The organism is Solibacillus sp. FSL K6-1781, from assembly GCF_038630735.1.
Lineage (GTDB): Bacteria > Bacillota > Bacilli > Bacillales_A > Planococcaceae > Solibacillus > Solibacillus silvestris.
Genome location: NZ_CP152038.1, coordinates 995,236 through 1,012,540, shown reverse-complemented (window position 1 = coordinate 1,012,540; position 17,305 = coordinate 995,236). Strand labels below are relative to the sequence as shown.

14 protein-coding genes and 1 pseudogene are annotated in these 17,305 nt (G+C 40.5%); 1 reads left to right on the top strand and 14 read right to left on the bottom strand.

The window, feature by feature from the left end; translation table 11 throughout:
* From rsgA to MHH37_RS04765, 12 genes and pseudogenes are all read right to left on the bottom strand, one after another.
* Positions 1-882: a ribosome small subunit-dependent GTPase A gene (gene rsgA / locus MHH37_RS04820; protein WP_008403343.1), complete on the bottom strand. Its 882-nt coding sequence runs from the start codon at positions 880-882 to the stop codon at positions 1-3.
* 11 nt (positions 883-893) lie between these two features.
* Entirely contained in the window at positions 894-2,861 is a 1,968-nt protein-coding gene (gene pknB / locus MHH37_RS04815; protein WP_342575254.1) for a Stk1 family PASTA domain-containing Ser/Thr kinase, read from the bottom strand.
* A gap of 2 nt (positions 2,862-2,863) precedes the next feature.
* A complete protein-coding gene (locus tag MHH37_RS04810; protein ID WP_087615444.1) occupies positions 2,864-3,610 on the bottom strand; it encodes a Stp1/IreP family PP2C-type Ser/Thr phosphatase in 747 nt (248 codons plus the stop codon).
* 10 nt (positions 3,611-3,620) lie between these two features.
* A complete protein-coding gene (gene rlmN, locus MHH37_RS04805) occupies positions 3,621-4,769 on the bottom strand; it encodes a 23S rRNA (adenine(2503)-C(2))-methyltransferase RlmN (protein ID WP_342575252.1) in 1,149 nt (382 codons plus the stop codon).
* Between the two features lie 3 nt (positions 4,770-4,772).
* On the bottom strand, positions 4,773-6,134 hold the full coding sequence (gene rsmB, locus MHH37_RS04800) for a 16S rRNA (cytosine(967)-C(5))-methyltransferase RsmB (RefSeq protein ID WP_008403347.1): 1,362 nt from the start codon (positions 6,132-6,134) through the stop codon (positions 4,773-4,775).
* Entirely contained in the window at positions 6,131-7,072 is a 942-nt protein-coding gene (fmt, locus tag MHH37_RS04795; RefSeq protein WP_342575251.1) for a methionyl-tRNA formyltransferase, read from the bottom strand. The genes rsmB and fmt overlap by 4 nt, the downstream gene beginning before the upstream one ends.
* Positions 7,073-7,075: 3 nt before the next feature.
* Positions 7,076-7,567 carry a peptide deformylase gene (def, locus tag MHH37_RS04790; RefSeq protein ID WP_342575250.1) on the bottom strand — a complete coding sequence of 164 codons (492 nt, stop codon included), beginning with the start codon at positions 7,565-7,567 and terminating at the stop codon, positions 7,076-7,078.
* Positions 7,568-7,590: 23 nt separating this feature from the next.
* Complete coding sequence (gene priA / locus MHH37_RS04785) at positions 7,591-9,999, bottom strand: primosomal protein N' (protein ID WP_342575248.1); 2,409 nt, start codon at positions 9,997-9,999, stop codon at positions 7,591-7,593.
* Between the two features lie 35 nt (positions 10,000-10,034).
* Positions 10,035-10,559: pseudogene (gene coaBC / locus MHH37_RS04780) on the bottom strand (bifunctional phosphopantothenoylcysteine decarboxylase/phosphopantothenate--cysteine ligase CoaBC); the annotation flags it as partial.
* A gap of 89 nt (positions 10,560-10,648) precedes the next feature.
* Positions 10,649-10,873, bottom strand: coding sequence for a DNA-directed RNA polymerase subunit omega (gene rpoZ / locus MHH37_RS04775; protein WP_008403352.1), 225 nt, complete (start codon positions 10,871-10,873; stop codon positions 10,649-10,651).
* A gap of 4 nt (positions 10,874-10,877) precedes the next feature.
* Positions 10,878-11,495 carry a guanylate kinase gene (gene gmk / locus MHH37_RS04770; RefSeq protein WP_008403353.1) on the bottom strand — a complete coding sequence of 206 codons (618 nt, stop codon included), beginning with the start codon at positions 11,493-11,495 and terminating at the stop codon, positions 10,878-10,880.
* A 16-nt stretch (positions 11,496-11,511) separates the two neighbouring features.
* Positions 11,512-12,387 (bottom strand): YicC/YloC family endoribonuclease, encoded by an 876-nt coding sequence (locus MHH37_RS04765; protein ID WP_008403354.1) that lies wholly within the window; start codon positions 12,385-12,387, stop codon positions 11,512-11,514.
* A gap of 409 nt (positions 12,388-12,796) precedes the next feature.
* Between MHH37_RS04765 and MHH37_RS04760 the strand changes: the two genes are divergently transcribed.
* Positions 12,797-14,479 (top strand): NFACT RNA binding domain-containing protein, encoded by a 1,683-nt coding sequence (locus tag MHH37_RS04760; RefSeq protein WP_342575247.1) that lies wholly within the window; start codon positions 12,797-12,799, stop codon positions 14,477-14,479.
* Between the two features lie 50 nt (positions 14,480-14,529).
* Here the strand turns inward: MHH37_RS04760 and MHH37_RS04755 are convergent, their stop codons facing one another.
* Together MHH37_RS04755 and MHH37_RS04750 are read right to left on the bottom strand one after the other, a co-directional pair.
* Positions 14,530-16,359 carry an oligopeptide ABC transporter substrate-binding protein gene (locus MHH37_RS04755; protein WP_008403356.1) on the bottom strand — a complete coding sequence of 610 codons (1,830 nt, stop codon included), beginning with the start codon at positions 16,357-16,359 and terminating at the stop codon, positions 14,530-14,532.
* A 17-nt stretch (positions 16,360-16,376) separates the two neighbouring features.
* Positions 16,377-17,291, bottom strand: coding sequence for an ABC transporter permease (locus tag MHH37_RS04750; protein WP_008403357.1), 915 nt, complete (start codon positions 17,289-17,291; stop codon positions 16,377-16,379).
* Positions 17,292-17,305: the final 14 nt, after the last annotated feature.

Here is a 17,305-nt window from a genome sequence, read left to right as displayed (position 1 = left end):
CTAATACCTCGGCTTTCGGTCAATAATTTCTTGTAAGATTTGTTCATAATGCTCATAGCGGTACGAACGGATTTCTCCCGTTTCTACTGCCTGTTTTACCGCACATTTCGGTTCTTTTATATGCAGACAACCACGGAACTTACAATTCTCGCTAATACGTTCGAACTCTGGTAAACAGGATGTCAGCTCTTCTTTTTCTATCATTTCAAAATCAAAAGAACTAAAGCCTGGTGTGTCCGCCAATAGTCCGCCGCATACTTCAATCAGCTCGACGTGGCGAGTTGTATGTTTCCCGCGCCCTAAACTTTTTGAAATAATACCTGTTTTTAAATCAAGCTCAGGAAGCAATGTATTTAATAATGTTGACTTCCCTACACCTGACTGGCCAGCAAGCACCGATGTTTTTTCTTGCAAGTATGGTTCAATTTTCTCCAGCAATGTTGGATCATCAATGTATGTTTCGATAATGTCATAGCCGATTTCTTTATAGTCGTCAATGTATGTTTGTAAATGTGCACGTTCTGCATCATTTAATAAATCCATCTTCGTTAAAATAATGATCGGCTGAACATGGAACGACTCGAGCACGACTAAAAAACGGTCGAGCAGTACTGTATTAAAATCCGGTTCTTTTGCGGAAAACACAAGTAATGCCTGATCCACATTCGCAATCGGTGGTCGGACGAGTTCGTTGTGACGTTCCAGTATTTTATCGATGGAACCATCCGATTCCCCATCATAGGAATATTCCACAAAATCGCCGACTAGTGGTGATTCTCCGCGATTACGGAAAATCCCACGAGCGCGACATTGAATTAAATTGCCGTCTTTTTCAACATAATAATAACCGCTTAATGCTTTTCGAATTTGGGCTTGCGCCATCCAATTCCTCCTTATTCCGCCAATTCTTCATACGTAATTGTTTTATTTTCGATTACATTGTTATCCCGTACAATCTGATAGGCTGCTTTGTCCCCTTCAACGATGACCAGCTTAATTGTATATAAAGTATCTTCATTAATTGTTAACTTTTCTACAGGTTCTGCCATTGTACGTGTTTTGTCCTGAATGTAAATGGAGACCTCTTGCTCGATCCCTTCTTCAAAAGGCTCGTACGGAATTTCAATTGTTTTTGTATAGAACTTTTCCTGTTTTGCTTTTGGTCCTTTTGAGATGACGACATTAATTGTGCTACCTTTTTCAAGCTTCGTGCCTGCTTTTGGTGTTTGACTGATTACTTCACCTGCCGGTTTATCCGAATATTCTTCACCAGTTACATTCACTTTAAAACCTGAGCTTTTTTCATATTCTGAACGGTTTGCATCATTAAACGCCATCAAGTCCCGCACCGTTACTTGTTCCTGTCCTCTACTAACTGTTAATACAACATCTGTCTCATTGACGTGAATTTCCTCTCCAGCTTCCGGTGTTTGACCGATAATTTCGCCCGCTGCATGCTCTGAAGAATATTCCTCTCTAAAATCATAGCTATTATATTCTTCTAATGCATCGATTACATCATCACGCTGTTTACCGACGAAATCCTCCATCTTTGTCAATTCCTTACCGATACTGACGATTAAATCGACCGTAGTGCCTTTATCACGTTCCCGACCTGCTTGCGGATTCGTTTCAATGATATTTCCGGATTCAATTTCTTCATTGTTACGTTCCTCTTGTTCGCCAATAACGAAACCTTGCTCTTCTAAAATTCGAATTGCTTCTTCAACCGTCATATCTGTCACATCTTCTATGACTACTCTATTTGGTGTTAAAAGAACAGCTGCTACTACTGCACCAATTGCTAAAAGAACTAATAGACCAACGATAAGCGGCCATTTTTTCTTTTTCTTTTTTGGCTTAAGCGGCTTCGGTTCTTCCTCTGCAGGCGGTTTTGAATCGATTCGGACTGTCTGTTCTGTAATGCCGGTAGATGGCTCCTGAACCGGGACAGGTACAGGCTTCGGATCTTTTATAATCGGCATTAGCTTTGTCGCCCCATTATCAACCGGCGGCATAAATTTAGGTTCATTCACCCGTTGTAATGATAAACATGTATTTAAATCTTCTTCCATCTCTTCTGCATTGCTGTAGCGGTGGTTTTGATCTTTTGCTGTTGCCTTCAATACGATATTTTCCACGCTTTGCGGAATGCTTGCATCGAATTCACGTACGGAAGGTGTTTCCGCCTGCAGATGCTTTAACGCAATAGATACAGCAGATTCCCCTGAAAATGGCAATTCACCTGTTAAAAGCTCATAAAAAACGATTCCAAGTGCATATATATCTGACTTCATCGTTGCTACACCGCCGCGTGCCTGCTCCGGCGATAAATAATGGACTGTTCCGATGACTGAGTTCGTTTGCGTGAAGCTTGTTGCTCCAAGCGATGTCGCAATCCCGAAATCAGTGATTTTCACATTTCCTTCTTCGTCCATCAATATATTTTGAGGCTTTATATCTCGATGAATAATTCCGTTTTCATGTGCATGGGCAATTGCCGATGTAAGCTGCTTCATTATATGGACACTACGCGCTGCAGATAAAGGTGAAAACTCTTGTATGTATTGTTTTAATGTTTTCCCTTTAATGTATTCCATGACAATATAGTGCATATCCCCATCTTCGCCAACATCATAGATGCTTACGATATTAGGATTAGTCAAACTTGTTGCAGACAATGCTTCACGCTGGAAACGACGGTGCAATTCTTCTTCATTCGATAAATCATAACGCAATATTTTAATTGCGACGTCACGGCTTAAAATAATGTCGTGTGCCAAATATACATTTGACATACCGCCTCCGCCAATTAATTTTAAAATTTTATAACGGCCACTTATATGTTTTCCTACTAGCATTGTTACACCTCCTGCACCGTTGTCATTAAGATAAGGGAAATATTATCTTCTCCACCACGCTCATTTGCTAATTGAACTAATTTTTTTCCTTTTTCCTGAACGGAAACCTGTGTAGTAATAATTTTGCCCATTTCCTCTGTAGACAGTTTATTACTTAACCCGTCGGAACAAATGAGTAAAAAGGCCTCATTTGATAGAGTGATTTCATAAAAATCAGGTTCAATCGAAATTTCTGTACCGAGTGCTTTTAAAATAAAGTTCCGTTGAGGATGATTTTGTGCCTCTTCTTCACTAATTTCTCCATTTTCCAATAAAATATTTACATAAGAATGATCTCTTGTTACTAACTTTACTGTTTCGTTTGTAATATGGTATACACGACTGTCGCCAACATGGCTTATCGTGCAATCATTCTTATCAAGCAACACAGCGATCATTGTCGTACCCATACCTTGACAATTTTCATGTGTTAATGAGTAATGATATATTTTTTGATTAATATGTGACACCGCATTACGCAACCATTCCAGCTTTAACTGTTTAGTTGCAAAATTTTCTGCATTTTCCTGTTTAAAGAGTGCATGCATTTCGGTAATAACCATTTCACTCGCTACATCACCAGCATTATGACCACCCATACCATCTGCTAAAATCGCAAGCTTAAAATGATCGGGACGCTCAAAAAACGCGGCCCGATCTTCATTTATTTTTCGCTTCAACCCAATATCACTTTCCACTGTAAAGTTCACTATAGTCCACCTACTTTGTTTCGTGTGATCGTTCTTGTGCACGTAACTGGCCACATGCAGCTGCAATATCTGCACCTTGCTCACGGCGGATTGTTACGTTAATACCTTGCTCCTTAAGCGTTCTTTCAAAAGCAAAAATTTTACTGCGTGATGTACGAATATAATCACGTTCCGGCACGTAGTTAATCGGAATTAAGTTAACATGACATTTAATATTTTTGATCAGCTTTGCCAGTTCCATTGCTACTTCTTCTGTATCATTTTGACCTGACATTAAACCGTATTCAAATGTAACACGACGCCCTGTTTTCTTCGTATAGTATTTTACTGCTTCCATCAACTCTTCTAATTTATATGCTTTGGCAATCGGCATTAATTTCTGACGTGCCTCTTGGTTCGGTGCGTGAAGAGAAACCGCAAAGTTAATTTGCATGCCTTCATCTGCGAATTCATAGATTTTCGGTACAATTCCCGAAGTCGAAACCGTAATATGACGCGCCCCAATATTTAATCCTTTGTCATCGTTCATAATTTTAAGGAAGTTCATCATCGCATCGTAGTTGTCAAACGGCTCACCGATTCCCATGATAACAATTGAAGATACACGCTCTTCTGATGCGTCAAGCTGTTGCTGAACTTTTACGACCTGCTCAACAATTTCACCTGCCATTAAATGACGCTTCAAGCCACCTAACGTAGATGCACAGAATGTACAACCGATACGGCAGCCTACTTGTGTCGTTACACAAATTGAATTACCGTAATCATGGCGCATCAATACAGTTTCAATTGAATAGCCGTCTTGCAGCTGAAATAAAAACTTGATCGTGCCGTCTTTTGATTCTTGTTTAATAATTGTCGATAGTGTCGTTAATGCAAACTCGGCCTCAAGTTTTTCACGCAATGCTTTCGGCAAGTTTGACATTTCTTCAAATGTTTGGACACGCTTTTCATAAAGCCATTCATAAATTTGCGCTGCCCGGAAAGCCTTTTCTCCATTTGCTGTCAGCCATTCCTTCATTTCATCTAGACGTAATGAGTAGACAGAAGGTTTTAACTGTGGCTTTTCTTTCTTCGCACGACGTACCGGTTTATCTGCTGTTTCTTCCACTAAATCCTGAATTCGTTCATCAAATTGTTTTAATTGTTCTTGCTCCATTAGTTAATTGGACGCTCCTTTTTTTACGAATGCAGCTACGAAAAATCCGTCACTGCCTATATCTTGCGGGAATACTTGCAGCATCCCGTCCTGTTGCTTCGCTTCTAGTTGTGTTGGTAAATTTTCAATCGGCACCAAGTTCATTTCAGGGTGCTCTTTTAAGAAGGCTTGTACCGTACCTTCATTTTCACTACGATCTACTGTGCATGTTGAATACACTAATCGTCCGTCTTGTTTTAATAGCTGGACTGCATTATTCAAAATCGAAAGCTGAATTGTTTGCAGGCTCTCTAAATCTTCTTCTCGCTTTGTATATTTAATATCCGGCTTGCGTCGCATTACGCCCAAACCTGAGCAAGGTGCGTCAACCAGAATCGCATCATAGCCTTCCTTTTGTAAGAAGCCTGCTGCTTTTCTTCCGTCAAGCGGAGCTGTTTCGATAATATTCAATCCTAGACGCGCGACATTCTCTTCGATTAAATCCAATTTTTTCGGATGAAGATCGGTCGCTAAAATCGAGCCTTCGTTTTTCATAACTTCAGCAAGATGCGTTGTTTTCCCTCCTGGTGCTGCACACATATCAAGTACTTTCATACCTGGTTGCGGATTCAGCACTTTTGCCGGCAGCATCGAACTTTCATCCTGAATCGTAATAAGCCCATTTCGAAACGCTCCCGTACGTGCGGCCTGCCCGCTTTCAAGATGCAGACATTCAGGTATATATTCACTGCGGCGCGCTTTTACACCTTCACGTTCAAGTGTTGTCAATACTTGTTCAACAGTTGCTTTTGTCGTGTTGACACGTACTGTCTGCAATGGTGCAATATTATTTTCAAGCAGCATTTCACGTGTTTTATCATAGCCGTAGCTTTCAACCCAGCGATCGACCAGCCATTGCGGGTGACTTGTTTCGATTGCCAGACGCTCATTTGCATCTTCTATTAAATCGGTTGAACGAACACCTTCACGTAAAATCGAACGTAAAATACCGTTTACCATTGAGGCAATCCCTTTATGGCCTCGGCGTTTTGCAATTTCCACTGCTTCATTGACAGCGGCGTGTGCAGGAATACGTGTTAAATACTGCATTTGATAGAGCGACATACGCAACAGCCAGCGCACCCAAATATCCACTTTTCCGCGAATAAATGGCTCCAGATAATAATCCAGTGTCAGTTTATGCTGCAATGTTCCATATGTGAGCTCTGTTAACAGGCCACGATCTTTCGCATCGATTTTATATTTTTCAATCGTTTGGTGTAATAATAAATTACTGTATGCCTGGCTTTTATCGACCGTCAGTAAAATCGTTAAAGCGGCATCCCGCACATTACCGTCCCAAATTACTTGTTTCTTTTTACTCATTCAAAACGGTCCCCAATCTGTAATTTCGAGCCCGTACCACGTAAAAACTCTTCTGCTGTCATGCGTTTCTTCCCTGCTGGTTGTACATCATACAGCGCCAATGTACTGCCATCGCCTGTCGCTACTTCAAAATGATCTTTTTCAATTTTCACGACTTCTCCCGGTGCAGCATTTGTTGCAGTTTCCCCAACCTTTGCTGCCCAGACTTTAAAGTTAGCCCCTTCAAATGTCGTATAGGCAACAGGCCAAGGGTGTAGTCCGCGCACTTGATTATACAATGCACGCGCTTCATTATTCCAATCAATCAACTCCTGCTCACGGCTAATATTGCGCGCAAATGTTACGAGTGATTCATCCTGTGGAATGCGGGCATTTGTTCCGTCGATAATCGATGGCATTGTTTCTTTTAATAGTTCACGACCTACTGCACTTAATTTATCAAACATTGTACCTGTATTGTCTGTATCTTCAATGGCAATTTCCCGTTGTGAAATAATATCCCCGGCATCCAGTTTTTCCGCCATATACATAATCGTTACACCCGTTGATGCCTGTCCATCGATAATTGCCTGATGAATTGGTGCACCGCCTCGATATGCAGGTAATAATGATGCATGGACATTAATACAACCTAGTTGAGGTGCTTCAAGCAGTTCTTTCGGCAAAATCTGTCCAAATGCCGCCGTTACGACAATGTCCGCATTTAATGCTAAAATTTCTTCCAGCTCCTGTGAACCGCGCAGCTTTTCAGGTTGAATAACCGGTAAGCCTAGTCGTAGTGCTTCTTCTTTTACAGGTGGCGGTGTTAATACTTTTTTACGCCCAACTGGACGATCCGGCTGTGTAACAACCGCTGCGATGTCATAGCCTTCTTCATGAAGCATACGCAAAATTGGCGCTGAAAAGGCAGGTGTTCCCATAAATACGATTTTTGTCATCGATTATTCCTCCTCAACGTCCGCGTATAGCTCTTCTAATTCTTCCTCTGTTAATACACGCGTCATTTTCGAATCAAATAAAACGCCATCTAAATGATCGATTTCATGCAAAATACAGCGTGCTTCAAAGTCTTCAGCTTCAAGTTCATAAATACTTCCTTCGCGATCTGAGGCTTCGATTTTTACGTATGTTGGGCGCTTTACCATGCCAAATAAGTCCGGGAAACTTAAACAGCCTTCCACATCTTCTTCTTCTCCACGTGTCTCAAGTACAATCGGGTTGATCATTTCTAAAATATCTTCACCTAATTCTACGATTGCTACACGTAAATCAACATTAATTTGAGGTGCAGCAATTCCTACACCATCATTTTCTACCATCGTGTCATATAAATCATCTAAAAGTTGAATGATATTTTCATCGATTACTTCAACTTCTCTTGTTTTTTTTGATAGTATATTCGCCGGGTTTTTTACAACTTCTTTAATTGCCATTTCAATACCTCTTTCTATATGCATTAGATCATTGTCGGATCTAAATCAACTGTTAACACAATGCCTTTTTTTATCCATTCCGAACGATACAGTTTTATTAGCTGTAAAAGAACCGGAATCAAATTTGGCTCTACTTTATATTTTATCAAACATTGATAACGATATCTATTTTGGAGACGAGCGATGCTGGCAGTGGTCGGTCCGATAACGGAAACATTAAATGATAAATTGGACCGCAAATACTCGGCAACACGGCCGGCATATTCAGCAGCAAACATGACGTCTTCATGCGACACTTGAATAAGCGCAATATAATAATATGGCGGATATCCTGCAATGTGTCTTGCATGCATTTCGCGTTCGTAAAACGGAGTATAATGCTGATCTTTTGATAGCTGGATTGCATAATGCTCCGGTGTATAAGTTTGGATATATACTTCTCCCAGCTTATTGTGGCGTCCTGCTCGACCACTTACTTGCGTCATGAGCTGGAATGTTTTTTCCGCTGCACGGTAGTCCGGTAAATGAAGCGAGGTATCGGCGCTCAATACTCCGACTAATGTAATATTCGGGAAATCAAGTCCTTTTGCAATCATTTGCGTCCCGAGCAGAATATCCGCTTCCCCTCGGCCGAACGCATCGAGCATTTTTTCATGTGCCCCTTTTTGTTTTGTCGTATCGACATCCATCCGCATAACACGTGCTTCCGGGAACAGCTTATGAATCTCTTCTTCAACCTTTTGTGTACCGGTACCGAAATAACGGATGTTTTCACTTAGGCATTCAGGACATGTTTCCGGTATATATTCATCGTGACCGCAATAATGGCATTTCAGCTTTTCCTGATAACGGTGGTACGTCAACGAAATATCACAGTTTGGACATTGCACTGTTGTCCCGCAATCCCTGCATAATACAAACGATGAGTAGCCGCGGCGATTTAAAAATAGGACGGTCTGTTCTTTTTTATCGAGACGATCCCTTAATGCTTCCATAAGCGGTTCAGAAAACATCGAACGGTTTCCTGCCTGCAGCTGTTCCCGCATATCGATAATCTGAACGGTTGGCAATGCCTGATTTTTTGCCCGCTGTGACAATGTCAGTAACGTATACACACCTTTTTTCGCACGTGCAAACGATTCTAATGCAGGTGTCGCACTTCCTAAAATAACCGGACAATTATAATAATTTCCGCGCCATATCGCAACATCCCGTGCATGGTAGCGAGGCGAATCTTCCTGCTTGTATGTTGACTCATGTTCCTCATCCAAAATAAGCAGACCGAGATTTTTAAACGGTGCAAAAATAGCTGACCGTGCACCTACTACTACCTTTACTTTTCCTTGCTGCACTTTCCGCCATTCATCATACTTTTCACCGACAGACAATCCGCTATGCATAACTGCCACTTCGTCACCGAAACGCGATTTAAAACGCTCCGTCATTTGTGGTGTCAATGATATTTCAGGTACGAGTACAATCGCTTCTTTCCCGTCTGCAATTGTGCGTTGAATTGCCTGTAGATACACTTCTGTTTTGCCGCTGCCTGTAATGCCGTGAAGAAGAAAGGTCTCTTGACGTTTTTCATCTATGGCTTCCGTAATTTTTTTCAGTGCCTTGTCTTGCTCATCTGTTAATTGTAAAAAGTCTGTTTTTACGACTTCCTTTGTAAACGGATCACGGTAAACTTCCTCTTGTATATACGTTGCTGCCCCTTTTTCAATGACACTGTTTAATACACTGCTTGTCACTTGAACGGCTTCATATATTTGTTCCGGTAAAACGATGGCTCCAGCATGGTCTTGCATCCATTCCATCAATGCCAGCTGCTTTGGTGCCCGTTTTCCCATTTGTCCTATCACTTCTTCTATTTGTTCACGGGAATAAATTTGCACTTTACGTACTTGTTTCACTTGGCCTTTTTGTTTCACTTCATTTTCAATATTGACAAGACCGTCTTTTACTGCCCGTTTTAATGGTTTTAATAAATTTGCCTTTTCAAATTGGGCTAAATTCACTTTTTCGGCTTTCTCAAAGTAAGGCTGCAGCATTTGAGGTAATTGCGGCACTTCGCCTAGCAGGACAGCATACTTCTCATACTTGGCCCGCAAAGCACCCGGTAGCATTACTTGTAATGCATCAATTTCATAACAGATTGTTTGATGCTTCAGCCATTTTGCCAAGCTCAGCATTTCCTCAGTCAAAATGGATTCCAAATCGAGTATTTCTGAAATCGGCTTTATTTTTTCAACCGGAACGTCTGATTCGGCTACAATGCCGACGACAAAACCAAGCACATTGCGCGGTCCGAATGGGACTTTTACACGACATCCTATGTCAATCAGCTCTTCCCAATCTTCCGGTATTAAATAGTCGAAAGGACGGTCAACCGGATATGCGGAAACATCGACGATTACTTGTGCAAATCTCATTGTCCATCGCTTCCTGATTGCTCACGGAAATGCTTTTCTACGAGTGCAGTAATTTTTTCCGGCTCTTCCAGACGACCTTTCCCTACATAGCCGCATGCCAAAAATCCTTCAGACGGTTCGATAAAGCGGATGCCATCTTCGTGAAGTTGTGCAATATTCCGTAAAACGGCCGGATGTTCATACATATGTACATTCATCGCCGGTGCCACCCAAACAGGTGCAGTCGTTGCAAGTAATGTTGTTGTTACCATATCATCCGCCATTCCATGTGCCATTTTGGCAATCATATTGGCTGTTGCAGGAGCTACGATAATTAAATCTGCCCAATCCGCCAGATCAATATGGGCAATGACATTGGAATCTTTTTCATCGAACGTATCAAAAAACACATCATTTTTAGACATCACCTGGAAGCTTAAAGGGGTAACGAACTTTTGTGCTGAAGCTGTCATGATCACTTTTACATTGAAGCCTGCCTGAGACAGTTTACTTACTAACGCTACCGCTTTATATACAGCAATTCCACCCGACACACACAATAGTATATTGTTTTTTTTCATTATTTTACCGTCCTTTCAAAGGATAAGCTCCCAAAGAAAAATTCTTAGGGAGCTTCTACTCAGGGAGTATTCTTTTAGTAAATTAACAACTAGATTTCGTCTTCGTAAACAGTTGAAGCGTCTTGTTGAACTTTGCGAAGCTTTCCGGCAGCTACTTCTTCCAATGCTTTTCCTACTGGTTTGTAAGAAACGTATGAGCTTAAGTGCTCGCCGCCCTCTTCTTGCATTTGGCGCGCGCGTTTTGAAGCTAAGCTCACTAAAGAATACTTAGAATCAATTTGTTTTTTTAACTTATCTACTGATGGATATAACATGGTTTCATTCTCCTCTCAACATTGACAAATAGCGTTTTTCCACACGTTCACGACGACAGTGCTCTGCTACTATGATAGCATTTATTTTATCACATGCATTTTGAACTTGGTCGTTTTCTACAACATAATCATATAAACTCATCATTTCGACTTCTTCACGTGCAGTAGCGATACGACGGGCGATTACATCTTCTGTTTCCGTACCACGACCAACTAAACGTTGTTCCAGTTCCGTAATGCTTGGTGGTGCTAAAAAGATAAACAACGCATCTGGTGCTTTTTCACGAATTTGTGCTGCTCCTTGTACTTCAATTTCCAAAAATACATCGCGTCCTGCTTCTAGCGTTTCATGTACATATGCAAGTGGTGTACCGTAATAATTGCCGACAAATTCCGCATGTTCCAGTAAGCCTCCTTGCTCAATTAACGATTCGAATTCCTCACGTGTTCTAAAGAAATAGTCTACACCATCTTCTTCTCCTTCGCGAGGATTACGCGTTGTCATTGAAATCGAATATTCGTAATTTGTATCCGGTTGTGAAAAGAGCTCTTTACGAACTGTCCCTTTACCGACACCTGATGGACCAGATAAAACAATTAATAATCCACGTTGTTTTTTCATAAGTAACTCCTTTATATTATTCAATATTTTGAACTTGTTCACGCATTTTTTCCAAAATCGTCTTTGCCTGTACAACTGCAGCCGAACATTGGGTTGACTGATTTTTTGAACCGATTGTATTAATTTCACGGTTCATTTCCTGCATAATGAAATCAAGCTTCCGTCCAATCGCAATGTTTTCATTTAATGTTTCGGACAACTGATTGAAATGGCTATCCAACCGGTCCAGCTCTTCTGTAATATCAATTCGCTCTGCATAAATCGCAACTTCCGTAAGTAAACGATCATCCAACGTTTGACCGCTCGCCACTTCTTCTAAACGGCTCATTAAACGTTCACGATATTTTTCAACTGCGAGCGGTGCATAGTGGCGTATTTCAGCAATTTGCGCTTCAAGGTCTTTTTTGTACTGTAGCATCACTTGCTGCAGACCTTGCCCTTCACGATCACGCATCGCAATGAGGTTTTGAATCGCTTCTGCCAATGCATTTTTTACAGCTTCTATGATCTCATCCTGCATGAACTCAATTTTTTCAACCTGCAACACTTGGTCCAAACTCACAATCTCCTGCATTGTCCACTTTTCCTCCATCGGAACCGTTTGTGACAATTCCTTTTTTGCCTGGAGGAAAGCATTGAGCAGTGACCAATTGATTTGAATCGTCTGTTCAGTGTCATGGAGCTCCTTCAGAAAAATGATAACATCTATTTTCCCACGAGAAACTGCATCCGACAACATTTTTTTTGCTACTACTTCAGATTCCATCCATTCTTTTGGAAACTTTGTATTAATTTCTAAAAAACGATGATTCACAGCACGAATTTCAACAGTGAGTTGAAAGTGTTTCGTTGTTGTGACCCCCCTGCCGAATCCGGTCATACTACGTACCAAGGTTCGTCACATCCTTCTTTACTTAATTGTTTCAATTATAGCATATGTGTTATCGATTTTGCTTTAACGTCTATTATCCAAATATATATTTTATCATAGATAGGATGTAATAAAATACTTTTTATTTTATGTAAGAAGGAAAGAATTGGCTTCCTATAATTAGGGAGTTGATTTCCATTCCGGGGCGGACGCTTTCCGCGGGCGTGGCCTGAGCCTGTAGTCTCAGGCGTCACGCTGCTCCCGCTGGAGTCGCCACCCCTCCATTCCAATCAACAGGCTTTAATCATATTTACCTCATATAAATAATACGTTTCCTTAATATATAGTAATTTGCGATAACTACAGGTTTCCACGAAAAAATGGTATGATAAAACAATCAAAGAACTTATTTAATGAAAGAGGCATAAAGATGGCATTTGACGGACTATTTACTCGTTCGATGAGCAAGGAACTACAAAGCTTGACTTCCGGACGTATTACAAAAATTTATCAGCCGAATGCACTTGAAGTTGTATTGCAAATTCGTGCAGCAGGCCAAAATAGTAAACTATTATTTTCTATTCACCCTTCATATTCCCGTGTTCACATAACAGATCAATCGATTGAAAATCCGGCAGATCCGCCAATGTTTTGTATGCTGTTACGCAAACATATTGAAGGAGGCTTTATTTCAGCTGTCATTCAGGACGGCTTTGAACGGGTAATCACTTTTGAAATTGACAGTAAAAATGAAATCGGCGATGCGGTAAAGCGAAAACTCGTCATTGAAATTATGGGGCGTCATAGTAACTTGCTGTTAATCGATGCTAAAAACGATGTAATTATCGATAGCATAAAACATCTGCCACCATCGATGAACAGCTTCCGGACTGTTTTACCGGGGCAGCAGTATGTCGCACCGCCCCAACAACAAAAAATTGCCCTGACAAGTTTATCGGAAGTTGAGTTGAAAGAGGTTTTCTCAAAACAACTAACCGCTAAAGACATTGTCGAACAGTTTGCCGGTTTTTCTCCATTGCATGCAAATGAATTGCTGCACCGTATCACAACAACTGATGCTGTTACTGCTTGCAGACAGCTGATGAATGAAATTGCAACGAGTGCAAACCCGACCTATGTTGAGCAGGAAGGAAAAATTTACTTCTCGCCAACAGCGCTAACTCATTTATCAGGTGCTGTTACAAACTATGGAACACTTGGCGAACTGCTTGACCGTGTATTTTTTGCCCGTGCAAAACGGGACCGGGTAAAACAGCAAGCAGGTGATCTTGAACGCTGGCTGCAAAATGAATTGAATAAATTAAAGCTGAAACAAAAAAAGCTTCAAAAAGATTTCGAACGTGCTCAAAATCTGGAGCAGTTCCAACTTTACGGTGAGCTTTTGATGGCCAATCTTTATAATTTCGAAAAAGGTGCAGAATTTGTAGATGTTGAAAACTATTATAGTGAAAATGCCGAAACAGTAAGAATACCGATTAGCCCGAGAAAAACACCGATCGAAAATGCACAAAGCTATTACACAAAGTACAATAAAGCAAAGACTGCGTTAGTTATGATTGAAGAACAGAAACAGAAAGCAACGGAAGATATCAACTATTTGGAAATGCTTACACAGCAAGTACAGCAAGCCTCCACTAAAGATATTGAAGAAATCCGTGAAGAACTGGCAGAACAAGGTTTACTGCGAATTCGCCAGGCTAAACGAAAAAAGAAACCGACAAAACCCGAACCTGAAAAATTTGTATCTACTTCAGGTATTTCAATTTCGGTCGGCAAAAACAATAAACAAAATGATTATTTGACATTCAAAATTGGAAAACGCAACGAAGTATGGCTACATACGAAAGATATTCCGGGCTCGCATGTTGTCATCCATTCGGAAAACCCGGATGAGCAGACATTAACGGAAGCCGCCGTATTATGTGCTTATTTTTCCAAAGCCCGCGACTCTTCATCGGTTCCGGTCGACTATACGGAAATTCGCCATGTGAAAAAACCGAATGGTGCAAAACCAGGATTTGTCATTTATTTTGAACAAAAAACGCTTTATGTAACACCGGATGAAGCGATTGTGATGCAATTGAAAAAATAAACATTGAAAAAACCGCTTAGAAAATTTCTAAGCGGCTTTTTTGTTAATAATTATTTAATTGGTGCGTCAGCTGTTAATTCAATTTCATGTAATTCAGTTGCATTTCCATAGTCAACATTGTAGTTTTTCACACGTTTGTTAACTGGAATGATTTCTGTACGGAAGTATGTTGGAACTGTTGTTGCTTGTTCGAACATGTACTCTTCCCACTTACGGAATGCATCAGCACGGTATTCTGCGTCAACCGCTTCTTTAGAGTCGATATCAGCTAATAATGTTTGTAATTCCGGTGTTACGAAACGGCTATAGTTGAATGAAGCTCCTTCACCGTATAAACCAAGTGGAGATGGGTTTGTACCAGTACCCCATGCAGCCATGAACATATCGATTTCTGGATCATCCGCTTTTACTTTGTCGTAGAAGCTGTTGAACTCGATTAAACGGCCAGTTGTTAACTGTACATCTAAACCAACATCTTTCCAGTTTTGACGGTAATATTCAACGATTGCTTCGTCAGTATCAGAACCTGACATACCTGCCATACGGATTTCGAATTTTTCACCGTTTTTATCTTCACGGATTCCGTCGCCGTCAACATCTTTGTATCCAGCTTCATCTAATAATGCTTTTGCTTTTTCCGGATCATAGTTGAATCCTTCTAAAGAATTGTCATGGAATGAAGCGAACGCTGGCGGAATTAATGAAGTTGCACGTGAACGTAAACCTTGGTAGAAACGCTCACCAACTTGCTCGATATCCATTGCGTAAGCGATTGCCTTACGTAAATTAGCATCATTCATTTTTGCGTTTTCATCTGTAATGTTTACACTTGCAGTTGCATCCCATTTACCAAGCTTGAAGCCAAGGTAAGAGTATGCTAACTCCGGACGAGCTAATACTGTTAAGTTTTCAAGATCTTTAACGCCATCATACTGGTTTGTCGGATATGCAGATGCCATATCATATTTACCTGTACGTAATGCTTCACCGATAGAAGATGAAGGTACTACTTGTAATACTACTTTGTCTAACTTCGGTTTACCTTTCCAGTAGTGCTCGTTCGCTACGAACTGAACAGATTCACCGTCAACTAATTTATCTAATTTAAATGGTCCTAAAGTTACAGGAGATTTACGTACCGCATCTGAAGAGATTAAGTCCTTAACAGGAATATCCTTCAGCACATGTTTCGGCGCTGCATAACCCCATAAGCCGTCACCTAAAGAGTAGATAGCCGGAGAAACTTTAGTCATTGAAATTTCAACTGTTTTGTCATCGATCTTTTTAATACCAGAGATTGTATCTGCAGTACCTGCTTTATATTCAGCAGCACCGATAATGTTTTTGAAATCATCATCATAACGGATACCTGTATAGTCAGGGTGACCGATAATTTCATATGCATAAATGATATCTTCAACAGTCATTGGCGTACCATCAGACCATTTCACTTCATCAGGTTGGATAGTGATTGTTACTTTGTTGTTATCTGCATCTACATCTAACTTCGCAATCCCTTCATCCGTTACAAGGAAGTCACCATCTGTTTCGAAAATTGAGTTTGTCATGAAATCTAAAATGTCTGAATCATAACCGTCTTCATATAATTCATACGAGAATACACCTTGGAAAGGAGAATCTGTTACTAAAGCGAATTGTAATGTACCGCCTTCGATTACATCTCCATCATTTGTAACGTCAGATGGTAATGTTGGAGATTCTGCAGTAGAACCGCCGTCATTTGTGTTTTCTTCTGTCTTTGTACCATCTGTATTTTCAGCTGGTTTTTCAGTTGTTGTTTCGTCATCGCCTCCACAAGCTGCTAATACTAGTGCCGTAGCAAATACTGATGACAGCATTAAACCTTTCTTTTTCTTCATCTGTTTTTCCTCCCTTATTATCCTAAACGTTGTTTTGCGTCAGCAGAGCGTCGTAACGCTTGACCAACGTAATTTATACCAAGCATCATTACTAAGATTAATATTGATGCAGGCAACCATACCCACCATTTACTCGATAAAATTATCGGGTTCATAGCATAACTTACTAAAGTTCCTAAACTTGGTGTTGACGGTGGTAAACCGAAACCTAAGAACGAAAGACCTGTTTCGATCCCTACATTTCCCGCAAAGCTTAATGTCACTTCGACAATTAAGAGCGAGCTTAAGTTTGGCAATAATCCTTTAAACATGATCGCGAAATCACTTGTACCCATTGTTTTAGAGGCACTAATGTAATCGCGTCGTGCTTCAGAAAGTGCTTTTGATCGCACAAGTCTGGCCGTCGACATCCACTGAAATGCTGCAATAATTAAGATTAAATCCAATATTCCGTATGATGGAATGATTGTTACGACTACGATGATGATCATAGTAGTTGGTAGAGTGATAAAGAAATCAATAATACGCATGAAGAAATTATCGATGAAACCACCGTAATATCCCATAATAATACCAAGACCGATACCTACTACATTTGCAATAATTGTAATAGCAATTGCAATCAAGATTGAGTTTTTAGCGCCAATGATCAGCTGCCCAAACATATCCCGTCCGGCTTCGTCGGCGCCAAGGAGATAACCTCGGACACCAGGTTCAGTGAAGCGCTCCAATAATTGAATTTTCATTACTTCAGTCTGATCAATAGTGAAGAATGCCATAATCATAATCGCAATCATTAGCAGAATACTTCCTATTAATGAGAACATTGCTAATTTATCTTTTTTAAACTCTCGCCATATTACTTGAATACCAGTTGGTGGAGAGCTTTGAGATTCTAATTTTTCTACTGTCTGTTCATTTTTGTTTTCCATGATTAAAATCACCT